Origin of the sequence: Achromobacter sp. 413638 (assembly GCF_043119405.1) — a bacterium.
GTDB lineage: Bacteria > Pseudomonadota > Gammaproteobacteria > Burkholderiales > Burkholderiaceae_B > Achromobacter.
Genome location: NZ_JBICCO010000042.1, coordinates 39759 through 51849 on the forward strand (window position 1 = coordinate 39759; position 12091 = coordinate 51849).

The 12091-nt window shown below is 68.6% G+C and carries 10 protein-coding genes; 7 read left to right on the forward strand and 3 right to left on the reverse strand.

The genetic code is table 11. The annotated features are described in order from the left end of the window. The first annotated feature begins 39 nt into the window (after window positions 1–39). Together ACEU5R_RS17820 and ACEU5R_RS17825 are read left to right on the forward strand one after the other, a co-directional pair. Window positions 40–2163 carry an ATP-dependent helicase gene (locus ACEU5R_RS17820; RefSeq protein WP_103275442.1) on the forward strand — a complete coding sequence of 708 codons (2124 nt, stop codon included), beginning with the start codon at window positions 40–42 and terminating at the stop codon, window positions 2161–2163. A gap of 173 nt (window positions 2164–2336) precedes the next feature. Beyond that, the gene (locus tag ACEU5R_RS17825; protein ID WP_392411073.1) at window positions 2337–2855 is read left to right on the forward strand and encodes a fimbrial assembly protein; all 519 of its coding nucleotides are present in this window, start codon (window positions 2337–2339) and stop codon (window positions 2853–2855) included. Between the two features lie 39 nt (window positions 2856–2894). Here the strand turns inward: ACEU5R_RS17825 and ACEU5R_RS17830 are convergent, their stop codons facing one another. From ACEU5R_RS17830 to ACEU5R_RS17840, 3 genes are all read right to left on the reverse strand, one after another. Further along, the gene (locus tag ACEU5R_RS17830) at window positions 2895–3683 is read right to left on the reverse strand and encodes a deaminated glutathione amidase (RefSeq protein WP_392411074.1); all 789 of its coding nucleotides are present in this window, start codon (window positions 3681–3683) and stop codon (window positions 2895–2897) included. Between the two features lie 28 nt (window positions 3684–3711). Then, on the reverse strand, window positions 3712–4662 hold the full coding sequence (locus ACEU5R_RS17835) for a nitrate ABC transporter substrate-binding protein (protein ID WP_103275439.1): 951 nt from the start codon (window positions 4660–4662) through the stop codon (window positions 3712–3714). A 118-nt stretch (window positions 4663–4780) separates the two neighbouring features. Then, entirely contained in the window at window positions 4781–5764 is a 984-nt protein-coding gene (locus ACEU5R_RS17840) for a tripartite tricarboxylate transporter substrate binding protein (protein ID WP_103275438.1), read from the reverse strand. A 138-nt stretch (window positions 5765–5902) separates the two neighbouring features. On the opposite strand from ACEU5R_RS17840, the gene ACEU5R_RS17845 reads away from it, so the two are divergent. The 5 genes from ACEU5R_RS17845 (at window position 5903) to ACEU5R_RS17865 (ending at window position 11975) form a co-directional block, all read left to right on the forward strand. Beyond that, complete coding sequence (locus ACEU5R_RS17845; protein WP_158658463.1) at window positions 5903–6904, forward strand: LysR family transcriptional regulator; 1002 nt, start codon at window positions 5903–5905, stop codon at window positions 6902–6904. Further along, window positions 6901–7905 (forward strand): magnesium and cobalt transport protein CorA, encoded by a 1005-nt coding sequence (locus tag ACEU5R_RS17850; protein WP_103275436.1) that lies wholly within the window; start codon window positions 6901–6903, stop codon window positions 7903–7905. The genes ACEU5R_RS17845 and ACEU5R_RS17850 overlap by 4 nt, the downstream gene beginning before the upstream one ends. 100 nt (window positions 7906–8005) lie before the next feature. Further along, window positions 8006–8668, forward strand: a complete 663-nt coding sequence (locus tag ACEU5R_RS17855; protein WP_392411077.1) for a thermonuclease family protein — start codon at window positions 8006–8008, stop codon at window positions 8666–8668. An 89-nt stretch (window positions 8669–8757) separates the two neighbouring features. After that, complete coding sequence (locus ACEU5R_RS17860) at window positions 8758–11001, forward strand: ABC transporter substrate-binding protein (RefSeq protein WP_392411076.1); 2244 nt, start codon at window positions 8758–8760, stop codon at window positions 10999–11001. Continuing rightward, window positions 10998–11975, forward strand: coding sequence for an ABC transporter permease (locus ACEU5R_RS17865; protein WP_103275434.1), 978 nt, complete (start codon window positions 10998–11000; stop codon window positions 11973–11975). The genes ACEU5R_RS17860 and ACEU5R_RS17865 overlap by 4 nt, the downstream gene beginning before the upstream one ends. Window positions 11976–12091 lie beyond the last annotated feature (116 nt).

The window sequence follows — 12091 nt, forward strand, 5'->3', positions numbered from 1 at the left end:
GGGCCGCGGGCGCGCATGGGCATTGCCATTCCCCCGCCCATGTCCGATACGCAATCCCCGTCTTCATCAGCGCCGCAGGACCGTCCCGATCCCCTGGCGGACCTCAACCCCGCCCAGCGCGCGGCGGTGGAATTCGGCGTGGCCCCGGCCCGCGCCGGGCAGGGCGGCGGCGAGGACGGCCCGCTGCTGGTGATCGCCGGCGCCGGTTCGGGCAAGACCAATACGCTTGCCCACCGCGTGGCCCATCTGATCCTGAACGGCGCCGATCCCCAGCGCATGCTGTTGTTGACCTTCTCGCGCCGCGCCGCCTTGGAAATGGAGCGCCGCGTGGGCGCGGTGCTGCACCGGGTGATGCGCCTGCATGCGGCGCAGCAGCCGCCGGCCCTGCCCTGGGCGGGCACCTTCCATGCCATTGGCGCGCGCCTGCTGCGCGATTGCGCGCTGCGCATCGGCCTGTCCGAGTCCTTCACCATCCTGGATCGGGGCGACGCCGAGGACCTGATGGGCATGGTGCGCCACGAGCTGGGCCAGTCCTCGGCCAAGTCGCGCTTTCCGCTCAAGGGCACCTGCCTGGCCATCTATTCGCGCGTGATCAACAGCCAGGCGCCGGTGGAAGACGTGCTCAAGACCGCCTTTCCGTGGTGCGCGCAATGGGAGGCCGAGCTCAAGGCCCTGTTCCGCGCCTACGTCGCGGCCAAGCAGGACCAGCAGGCGCTGGATTACGACGACCTGCTGCTGTACTGGGCCGAGATGATGGGCGATCCCGGCATCGCGGCCGATGTGGGGGCGCGCTTCGACCATGTGCTGGTCGACGAGTACCAGGACACCAATCGCCTGCAATCCGCCATCCTGCTGGCCATGAAGCCGGACGGGCGCGGCCTGACCGTGGTGGGCGACGACGCGCAGTCGATCTATTCCTTCCGCGCGGCCACCGTGCGCAACATCCTGGACTTTCCCACGCAGTTTCCGAAGCCGGCGCGCGTGGTCACGCTGGACCGCAACTACCGTTCCACCCAGCCCATCCTGAACGCGTCCAACGCCGTGATCGGATTGGCGGCGGAGCGCTATGCCAAGGATCTCTGGACCGACCGGCAATCCTCGCAGCTGCCCGAAATGGTCAATGTCAGCGACGAGGCCGGGCAGGCGCGCTGGGTTGCCGACCAGGTGCTGGCGCAGCGCGAGGCGGGCGCCACGCTCAAATCGCAGGCGGCGCTGTTCCGTTCGGCCAGCCATAGCGCGGCACTGGAACTGGAGCTGACGCGGCGCAATATCCCCTTCGTGAAATTCGGCGGACTGCGCTTCCTGGAGGCGGCCCACATCAAGGACCTGCTGTCCCTGCTGCGCTGGGCCGAGAATCCGCGCGGCCGCATGGCGGGCTTCCGGGTGGCGCAGCTGTTGCCGGGCGTCGGTCCGGCCACGGCCGGCAAACTGATGGATGCGATGTCGGCCTCGGCCGAGCCGCTGGCGGCCCTGCGCGCGTTCAAGCCGGGCGCGGCGGCGCAGCAGGACTGGGGCGCCTTCGCCGACACCTATGCCGCGCTGCGCGATCCCGCGCTGAAATGGCCCGCCGACGTGGACCTGGCCTTGCGCTGGTATGCGGGCCAGCTCGAACGGCTGTACGACGATGCGCGCGTGCGCCGCGCCGACCTGGAACAGCTGGCCCGCATCGCGGCCGGCTATCCGTCGCGCGAACGCTTCCTGACCGAGCTGACGCTCGATCCTCCAGACGCCACCAGCGACGAATCGGGCGCGCCGCTGCGCGACGAGGACTACATGATCCTGTCCACCATCCATTCCGCCAAGGGACAGGAATGGAAATCCGTGTATGTGCTGAACGTGGTGGACGGCTGCATTCCGTCGGACATGAGCACCGGCACGGCCGAGGAAATCGAGGAAGAACGCCGCCTGCTGTACGTCGCCATGACCCGCGCGCGCGAACGCCTGCAACTGGTCGTGCCGCAGCGTTTCTACGTGCATCAGCAGACCGGCATGGGCGACCGGCATGTGTATGCGTCACGCACGCGCTTCATCACGAATGCCATGCTGCCGCTGTTCGATCACCTGCCCAAGGCGCCGCCGCTGCCCGAGGGGAACGGCGCGGGCCCGTCGCCGCAGGCGCCGGGCATCGACGTGGCGCGTCGGGTGCGGGGCCTGTTTTCCTAGTGCGCTTTCAGCCCCGTTGGGTTAAGAATAGTCCTACGAGACTTGGCGCTTTTAAAGAGTCAAGCCTCGTCGGCCGTTAACGGGAGTGTCAGCCCAGGCGCTCGCCGCCGCACGGTTGCGCGGATTCCCGCCCACATGGCGGGGGCTTTGTTCAAACTCTTGATCCGTCCATCATGAAGCTCAAACATATTGCTCTCGTCGCAAGCCTGGTCATGTCCTCGGCCAGCGCGGCCCATGCCGCTCCCGTCGTCAAGAAGATCACGCTCACCGCCCAGATCGGAGATTCCATCTTCGTTTCCCGGCCGGACGGCTCCGGCTGGTACGACCATGAGGAGCTGGACGCTACTGACCGCACGCAGCGCGCGTTCTCCAAGACCTTGCCCATCCGCGTATGGACGAAGGGAACGGAGTTCAATATCGCGCTGGCTCGGCCCCTGACGATGCGGGGCGGCGTCTATGAGATGCGCGATGCCAAGGTGGTCCTGTCGCAGCCGGGGCGCGAGGACGAGGTCCGCGTCGGCGCGCCGCTGAAGGTGCAGCAGAGCACACCCGGCGACGGCGGCTACGACCAGATCCACAGGCTCACGGTGAGCGCGCGGGCGCCGGCGCAGACGCCCGATGGCCCGAGCATCAACGGCATCTATCGCGGCGATCTGGTGGTGCTGTTCGAGCCTTCCGCCGCCACGCCTTGAGTGGATGGCCGGCGCGTCCTGCGCGCCGGCCGGCGTGGCTCAGGCCAGTTCGGGGCGGGCGAAGCGCCGGTTGGCCAGCACCGGCAGTGCCTGGCGCGCCTGGGCCAGGCGCCGTGGATCCAGCTCGGCGTACAGCAGCGCGTCCTGCTCGGCCGCGCGGGCGATCGCCACGCCCAGCGGATCCACCACCATGCTCGCGCCGATATTGCGCGGGCCGCATTCGCCCACGGCCACCACGTAGCAGGTGTTGTCGAGCGCGCGGGCGGTGGACAGCACTTCCCAGTGATGTTCCTTCAGCGGTCCCTTGACCCAGGCGGCGGGCACCAGCAGCGCGTCGGCGCCGTCCACCGCCAGGCGGCGCGCCAGTTCGGGAAAGCGCAGGTCGTAGCAGGTCATCATGCCGAAGCGCAGCCCGTCCACCTCGAGCAGCGGCGGCACTTCATCGCCGGGCACCACGTTGACCGACTCCTGCATGGAGAACGCGTCATACAGATGCAGCTTGCGATATTGCGCGACGATGTGACCGCCGCGCAGCGCGACCTGGATGTTCCAGACCTTGCCCTGATCGGCGGGCACGTGCACGGTCATGACCAGCGTCAGCGCGCGGTCGCGGGTGGCCTCCAGCATGCGGGTCATGAAGGGGCCGTCCAGCGGCTGGGCGGCGCGGCGCACCAGGTCGGGATCGGCGATGTCGCGCGCCAGGATGCCTTCCGGCAACACCAGCAGGCGCGCGCCGCCGGCGTCGGCGCGGGCGATCAGGTGCAGGCAGATCGCGGCGTTGTCTTGCCAGTCGGGGCGCACGGCGAATTGGCCCAGGGCGATTTTCATGTGAAGTCTCCTTGTATGTTCAAGAACGTCAGCCGTGGGCGAACAGTTCCGCCGGCGACATGCTGCGCTCGGTGAGACGCTGCGCGCGCAGTTCGGCCAGGAAGTCCGTCACCATGGGCTGGTTGGCTTGCAGACCGTTGCGGTCCCAGCCTTCGGGCAGGTCGCGCGAGGTCTGGATCAGCTCGTCCAGGATCCAGGGCGTGGTGTCCGCGTATTTACGGCGCTTGTGCAGCCACATCGCGGCGGACGCGTCCAGCGCGGCGCTCAGGGACTGGCCGACCCAGGGGTGGGCGCGCAGGATGTCCGGCTTGATGCCCAGCAGATGCATGCCGGGCACGTAGCCCACGTCGCGGAAGTACGCCACTTCGTCGCGGCGGCATTGCGGCAGCAGCTGGCGCAGGTCCGAGTCCGCGTCGAAGAAGCCGTCGGGCATGAAGGGCGTGAACACGGCTTCCAGTTCGCCCGAGCGCAGCAGGTCCACCAGCGGGCGCTCGCCGGCCACGGCCTCGATGCGTCCCGGCTGGCCATAGCCGGACAGCCGGTCGGCGACCGGGTGCGCGGCGGTCAGGCGGCCGACCCGCCATTGCGCGTCGTCGATGCCGATGCCGACGCGGCGCAGCAGGGCGCGCGTCCAGGTATTGCCCGAGTCCTGCCAGCCGGTCATGCCGATGCGGGCGCCGGCCAGCTGCTCCAGCTGGGTGATGCCGCTGTCGCGATGCGTGATGATGCAGCGATGGCGAAAGCCGCGCATCAGGAAGTGGGGCACGGCGGCGATATCGTCGCGGCCGCGCAGGCGGCCCAGGCAATAGCGGCTCATGGACATCTCGCCGGCGTCGTAGCGCGGATCGGCGGCCAGGTCCTCGGGCAGGGCGGGCACCCGGTCGATGCGCAGGTCCAGGCCTTCGGCGACCACGTCGCCCAGGGCGAGCGGCACGATGTAGTCCCAGTCGCGCACGGCGAGTCGGATTTGGAGTGTCATGGGGATGGCCTTGGCGGCCCGGCGGACCGCGGTGGGAGGGGGAAGGGCGATGAGGGGGCCTGGCGCCGCGCGTGCGGCGCAGGGGGCGGGCGGAACCCGCCCTGGCGGCGAGCCGCGCCTAGTCCAGCCTGATGCCGCGGGACTTGACCACGCCGCGCCAGAAATCCTGCATCTGCTTCTGCATGGCGAGCATGTCGTCGCCATAGAGGTCCAGGATGTCGTTGCCGCCGGCGAGGATGAACTCGCGCACCGCCGGCGTGTGCAGCGCCTGCTTGAGCGCACCGCGCAGCCGCGCCAGCGTCTCGGGCGGCGTGCCGGCCGGCGCGTACAGCCCGGTCCAGCCGTACAGCGTCAGCGAGGGATAGCCCAGTTCCTTCAGGGTGGGCACGTCGGGCGCGTCCGTGACGCGGGCGTCGCTGCTGGCGGCGATGGCCACGGTCTTGCCCGACTTCACATGCGGCAGGGCCGAGGACGGGGTGTCGAACAGCAGGTCGATGGTGCCGCCCATCAGGTCGGCCTGCGCGGCGGCGGGGCCCTTGTAGGGCACGTGCGTCAGCTCGATGCCGGCCAGCTGGCTGAGCAGTTCGCCCAACAGGTGCGGATTGGTGCCGGGTCCCGCGCTGCCGTAGGTGATCTTGCCGGGATGCGCCTTGGCCTTGGCGATGAGGTCCGGCAGGTCGCGGATGCCCGAGGCCTGGCTGGCGACCAGCAGGAACGGCGAGCGCGAGATCACGCCGATGGGCGCGAAATCCTTGTTCTCGTCATAGGGCAGCTTGCGCGTGAGCACGATGGGCAGCATGACCATGGCGCTGGAAGCGCCGGCCAGCAGCGTGTAGCCGTCCGGCGCGGCCTTGGCGACCGCGTCCACGCCGATGGCGCCGCCCGCGCCCGAGCGGTTCTCGACCACGAAGCTCTGGCCCAGCTGGTCGCCCATGGCCTTGCTGACCGCCCGCGCCAGCACGTCCGACGAGGCGCCGGGCAACGTGTGCACGATGACCTTGACGGGCTTGTTCGGGTAGGCGTCCTGCGCCTGCGCGGCGGGCGCGGACAGCAGGCTCAGCGACAGGATGGCGCCAGCGGCGCGGCCGAAGAAGGCGTTCATGGTTTTCCCCTGATTTGTCATGTGATGGCGCTGGGGCGGGCCACAGCGTTGCCGCATTGTCGGCAGGGGTGTTTATGTGCGTCAATCGTGAAATTAGGCATAATGATTGCATATCATGCAAGTATTTGCGGAGCGACTATGCAGCTCATGGGCATGGAGGCGCTGCGCGCCTTTGTCGAAGGCGGTTCGATCGCGGAGGCCTCGCTGCGCCTGCGCCGCAGCGCTTCCCAGGTCAGCCGCCTGCTGGCCGCGCTGGAGGACGATGTCGGGTATGCCCTGCTGGTCAAGGAGGGACGGCGGCTGACGCTGACCGAGCCGGGCCGCCAGCTGTACGAGCGCATCGGCGAGATGCTGCGCGCCAACGATGCGCTCACGGACTATCTGCGTCACGCGCGCCGCAAGAGCCGCACCCATGTCAACGTGCTGGTGGCGCAGCACCTGATCGACGGCCTGCTGGTGGACGCCATCGCCGGCGCCACGCGCGAGGAGCCGGATTTCGGCGCCAGCGTCAATGCCCGCATGCCGCCCAATGTCGACGCCTGGATCAGCCAGCAGCATTTCGATATCGCGCTGGCCCAGCTGCCGGTCGAGCATCCGCTGCTGGTCACCGAAACGCTGGCCGAGACGCATGCCGTGGCGGTGTTCGGGCCGGACGATCCGCGCGCCGATCTGCCGGGCCCGATCACGCCGCGCGCGCTGGGCCAGGGCAGGTTCATCGGCATGCCCGCCGGCGGTTCGCTGTTCCACCGCTACCTCAGGGCCTTCGGCGAAGCCGGCTATCAGCCCGAGGCGCAGTTCGAGGTGACGTTCGGCTTCTTCGCCTGCCAGCTCGCCGCCTCTGGCTGCGGCGCGGCCCTGAGCGATCCGCTGGCCGCCCTGACGCAGCTGCATCGCGGCGCGCGGCTGCGGCGTTTCGAGCCGGCGGTTCCGCTCCAGTACGGCCTGATCTATCCCAAGTCGCGCCCGCCCTCGGCCGCGGCCCGCCTTCTGATCCGTCATCTGCGGCGGGTGGTGGGCGAGAAACTGGCACAGGCTGAAGCCCTGCTGAACGCCGCGGAGCCGGGACGCGCTGCGCTATCATCGGCCCACCGTCGCCGCGTGGGGCGCCGGGCAGCAGCGCAAGAGGACACTGGCTCATGACCACAGAACCGCAACCCGACGCCAACGGCAACCGCGAGGTCGTCGCGTCGATCTCCTATGTCAATGGCCGGCGCGACCGCGAGGTGCCCATCGACCAGGTCGGCGCATACGTGCGCCCGGAGCACGGCATGCTCTGGATCGGGCTGCGCAACCCCAGCCCCGAGCTGCTGGGCAAGGTGGTGAGCGAGCTGGGCGCCTGCGACAAGAACCAGGAAGAGATGCTGGAGCCGCACCGGCGGCCCAAGATCATCGACTATGGCAACATGGTGCTGATCGTGGCCATCACCGTCGAGGTCGAGGCCGAGCGGCCCATCTTCGGCGAGACCCAGTTCCTGATCGGCGACGGCTTTCTCGTCACCGTGCGGCGCGGCGCCACCGCCGGCCACAGCCCGCTGCGCGAACGGCTGGAAGCCTCGCCGGATCTGCTCAAGCGCGGCAGCGACTACGTCGCGTCCGAGCTGCTCGACTGGCTGGTGGACCGCTATGTGGCGGCGGCCGCCAAGATCGAGAGCGTGGTCGAGGGCGCCGAGCAGAAGCTGCTGATCCGGGGCGCCAAGGATTCCGATATCCGCAGGCTGTACCGCCAACGCCGCGACCTGCTGCGCATCCATACCGTGGTGTCGCCGCTGGCCGAGATCTGCCGCCGCCTGGCGCGGGTCGAGATGACGGCGGTCGATGAACACGCGCGGCCCTATTTCGGCGAGGTGGCCGACCGCGTGCTGCGCGTCGACGAACTGTTCAATTCCTTGCGCGAGGCGCTGGCCTTCGCGTTCGAAGCCAGCCTGATGATCGGCCAGGCGGCGCAGAACGACACCACGCGCAAGCTGGCGTCCTGGGCGGCCATCCTGGCCGTGCCCACGGCCATCGCCGGCATCTACGGCATGAACTTCGAGTTCATGCCCGAACTGAAATCGCCCTGGGGCTATCCGGTGACGCTGGGCGTCATCGTGACGATCTGCTCCGTGCTCTATTGGCGCTTCCGCAAGTCGGGCTGGCTGTAGCCGCCGCGCCGGCCGGCCGCGCGTCGCCATCCTGTTCCGGCCCGGAGACGGGCCGGGCTTGTGGCACACTGCCAGCCATTCATTTTCCTGGAGCGCGGCGATCTTGCGCGGCAAATCCCCCTTCGGCGGCAGCAGGCTGACCGCCCTGATCGTGGCCCTGATCCTCGCGGCGGCCGGCGCGCTGGTCAACTGGATGCAGTCGTCGAAACCGGCCCAGGACGCCGGCCGCCCGCCGGCGGCGGGCAAGCCCCAGGGCGGCGCAGCCGGCGCGCCGCTGGCCGGCGGCATTCCCAAAGGCAGCTATACGATCACCGGCACCGTCGTCAACGTCGCGGACGGCGACACAGTGACGCTGCGGGCGCCGGACGGACAGCGCCGCATCCGCATGGACAGCATCGACGCGCCCGAGGAAGGCCATGGCGCGGACCAGCCCGGCCAGCCCGATGCCGAGGCCTCGCGCAAGCACCTGGCGGAGCTGGTGGCCGGCAAGACCCTGACCGCGCAATGCTATGAAAAGGACCAGTACGGCCGCGAGGTCTGCGCGCTGATCCTGGAGGACGGCCGTTCGGCCAACCGGCTGCAGGTCGAGGCGGGCTACGCCTGGGCCTATACCGCGCGCCAGGGCGACTACCTGCGCGACCAGGCCATGCCCGATTTGCAGCGCCAGGCCAAGGCCGCCGGCCGGGGCCTGTGGGCGCGGCCGGGCGCGGTGCAGCCCTGGAAGTGGCGCTACGACTGCTGGCGCCAGCGCCAGTGCGGTTGAGCCCGGCAGAGCATTAGGGGCATGCCGGGGTTCTGGTCGCGCCCTGGCTTTGCTATCCTCTGTCGCAACCATTGTTCTGGGAAGGTCTTATGCGCGTCATGAAGCAGCTGCGGGCAGCGGCGACCGCGTTGCTGCTGCTGGCGGCGGCGGGCTGCTCCAACGACGGCAGCCCCGTCAACAGCCCCTATGAGTCCGGCGCCGAAAGCCGGAACACGCTGTATTCCGCCTTCGTCAAGCGCTCTCCCAAGTACCTGGACCCGGCCAGCTCTTATTCCAATGACGAGACGCCTTATACCTACAACGTCTATGAAACGCTCTACGGCTACCACTACCTGAAGCGGCCCTACGAGCTGGTGCCCCGCGCGGCCGCGAGCATCGATCCGCCCGTTTACCTGGACAAGCAGGGCAACAGGCTGCCTGCCGACGCGCCGGGCGAACAGATCGCGCAGAGCGTGTACGACATCAAGCTGCGCCCCGGCATGCGCTACGCGCCGCATCCGGCCTTCGCTAAGAAATCAGACGGGTCTTACGCGTATTTCCCCGTGGCGGCTGCTGAGCTGCAGGACAAGTACGCCATCCCGGATTTTCCGCTGACCGGCACGCGCGATCTCACCGCCGACGATTACGTCTATGCCATCCGCCGCCTGGCCAGCCCGCGCGTGGTGTCGCCGATCTATTCACTGATGGCCGAGTACGTGCACGGCCTGAAGGACTACGGCGACCGGCTGCGTCTGCGCGACCAGGCGCTGCGGCGCGACGCGCCGGGCGGGGCGGGGGCCTCGCCCTGGCTGGACTTGCGCGAGGCCGATGGCTTCGACGGCGTGCAGGCGCTGGATCCGCTGACACTGCGCATCCGCGTCAACGGCAAGTATCCCCAGTTCAAGTACTGGCTGGCGATGACCTTCACGGCGCCGATCCCCTGGGAGGCCGACCGCTTCTACAGCCAGCCCGGCATGGCCGAGCAGGACCTGTCGTTCAATACCTGGCCCGTGGGCACCGGTCCCTACATGCTGGTGGAGTCCTTGCAGAACCGCCGCCACGTGCTGGCGCGCAACCCGAACTTCCACGGCGAGCCCTATCCCTGCGAAGGCGAGCCGGGCGACCAGGCCGCGGGCCTGCTGGCCGACTGCGGCAAGCCCACGCCCTTCATCGACCGCGCCGTGTTCAACGTCGAGAAGGAAGCCATTCCGCTGACCGGCAAGTTCCTGCAGGGCTATTACGACGTGCCGCAGATCGAGCGCGGCGAGTATGGCGTGGCCATGCTGGTGGCCGCCGGCGACAGCCAGGACAAGGCCCGCAAGTATCGCGAGCATGGCATCAAGCTGCCCACCACGGTCGAGACCGCGAACTGGTACATGGGCTTCAACTGGCTGGACCCGGTGGTAGGCAAGGGCGACACGCCCGAGCAGGCCGACCGCAACCGCAAGCTGCGCCAGGCCATCAGCATCGCCTTCGACTGGGAAGAATACGTGGCGGTGTTCGAGAACAGCCAGGCCTCGGTGGCCTACGGCCCGGTGCCGCCGGGCGTGCTGGGCTACCGCGAGCCGCCCGAGGGCGTGAACCCGGTGGTCTACGATCTGGTCGACGGCAAGCCGGTGCGCAAACCCATCGACGTGGCGCGCAGGCTGCTGGCCGAGGCCGGTTATCCCGACGGCCGCAATGCCCGGACCGGCGCGCCGCTGGTGCTGTACTACGACTCCATGACCGGCGGCGGCTCCAACCCGCAATTCGACTGGATGCGGCGGCAGCTTGCCAAGCTCGGCGTGCAGCTGGATGTGCGCGCCACCGACTACAACCGTTTCCAGGACAAGATGCGGCGCGGTTCGGCCCAGATCTTCTTCTGGGGCTGGAACGCCGACTATCCGGACGCCGAGAACTTCCTGTTCCTGCTGTACGGCCCCAACGCCAAGGCCAAGACCGGCGGCGAGAACGCGGCCAATTACGACAGCCCCGAGTACGACAAGCTGTTCGAGCAGATGAAGCTGCTGGACGATGGCCCCGAGAAGGAACGCCTGATCGCCCGCATGGTCGCCATCGTGCAGCGCGACGCGCCCTGGATGTTTGGCTACTTCCCCATGTCGGGCGGCGCCTACCAGCAGTGGGTCGGCAATGCCAAGCCCACCCAGATGGTGCGCAACATCCTGCAGTACATGAAGATCGATCCGGAACTGCGGCACCGCAAGATCGATGAATGGAATTCCCCCATCTGGTGGCCGCTGGGCGTGTTCGCGCTGCTGCTGGCGCTGGCGGTCTGGCCGTCGTACCGGGCCCTGAAGCGGCGCGAGCGGCAGACGGCGTTCGCCCAGGCCGCGCGCAAGGAGCATCAACCATGATCGGCTACGTGATTCGCCGGCTGCTGTATGGCGTGCTGATCCTGATCGGCGTCAACCTGTTCACCTTCATCCTGTTCTTCGCCGTCAACACGCCCGACGACATGGCGCGGCTGGCCATCGGCGGGCAGCGCATCAGCCAGGACGCGGTGGAGAAATGGAAGGTCGAGCACGGCTACGACAAGCCGCTGTTCTATAACGCAGAGGCGCAGGGCGCCGGGCGGCTGACCGACACGGTGTTCTACCAGCGCTCGGTGCCGCTGCTGGCCATGGAATTCGGCGCTTCGGACGGCGGGCGCGACATCGGCCGCGAGATCCGCACGCGCATGGGGCCCAGCCTGGCGCTGGCCGTGCCCACCTTCCTGCTGGGGCTGTTCGTCAGCATCGCGTTCTCGCTCATGCTGGTCTATTTCCGCGCCACGCGGCTGGATTTCTGGGGCGTGGTGCTGTGCGTGATCCTGCTGTCGATCTCCAGCCTGTTCTACATCATCGCGGGCCAGTGGCTGTTCGCCAAGACCTTGCGGCTGGTGCCTTTCTCGGGCTTTTCCGGCGGGCTGGACATGGCCAAGTTCCTGGCGCTGCCGGTGCTGGTGGCGATCATCTCGCGGCTGGGGCCGGAGGCGCGCTTCTACCGCACGCTGTTCCTCGAGGAAATCGGCAAGGACTATGTGCGCACCGCCAGGGCCAAGGGCCTGGCCGAGCGCGCCGTGCTGTTCCGCCACGTGCTGCGCAACGCCATGCTGCCCATCCTGACCAGCACCGTCGCGGCCTTGCCGCTGCTGTTCATGGGCAGCCTGATCGCCGAATCCTTCTTCGGCATTCCCGGCCTGGGCAGCTACACCATCGACGCCATCAACGCGCAGGACTTTTCCATCGTGCGCGCCATGGTGTTCCTGGGCGCCTCGCTCTACATCGTGGGCCTGATCCTGGCCGATATTTCCTACACGCTGGCCGACCCCCGCGTGCGTTTCGAGTAGCCGCCATGCCCAAGATCGTCTTGCTCTGGACTGATATCGCGCTCTGGCTGATGGCGCTGGGGGCGCTGGCCTACGCCTGGTACGTGCGCCGCAGTCCGGCGCTGCGCGCCACCTGG

Excerpts from the sequence above, each read along its gene's own strand:
- ACEU5R_RS17825 (WP_392411073.1), top strand. The coding sequence starts at position 2,337 with ATGAAGCTCAAACATATTGCTCTCGTCGCAAGCCTGGTCATGTCCTCG.
- ACEU5R_RS17865 (WP_103275434.1), top strand. The coding sequence starts at position 10,998 with ATGATCGGCTACGTGATTCGCCGGCTGCTGTATGGCGTGCTGATCCTG.
- ACEU5R_RS17830 (WP_392411074.1), bottom strand. The coding sequence starts at position 3,683 with ATGAAAATCGCCCTGGGCCAATTCGCCGTGCGCCCCGACTGGCAAGAC.
- ACEU5R_RS17840 (WP_103275438.1), bottom strand. The coding sequence starts at position 5,764 with ATGAACGCCTTCTTCGGCCGCGCCGCTGGCGCCATCCTGTCGCTGAGC.
- ACEU5R_RS17820 (WP_103275442.1), top strand. The coding sequence starts at position 40 with ATGTCCGATACGCAATCCCCGTCTTCATCAGCGCCGCAGGACCGTCCC.
- ACEU5R_RS17835 (WP_103275439.1), bottom strand. The coding sequence starts at position 4,662 with ATGACACTCCAAATCCGACTCGCCGTGCGCGACTGGGACTACATCGTG.
- ACEU5R_RS17860 (WP_392411076.1), top strand. The coding sequence starts at position 8,758 with ATGCGCGTCATGAAGCAGCTGCGGGCAGCGGCGACCGCGTTGCTGCTG.
- ACEU5R_RS17845 (WP_158658463.1), top strand. The coding sequence starts at position 5,903 with ATGCAGCTCATGGGCATGGAGGCGCTGCGCGCCTTTGTCGAAGGCGGT.
- ACEU5R_RS17850 (WP_103275436.1), top strand. The coding sequence starts at position 6,901 with ATGACCACAGAACCGCAACCCGACGCCAACGGCAACCGCGAGGTCGTC.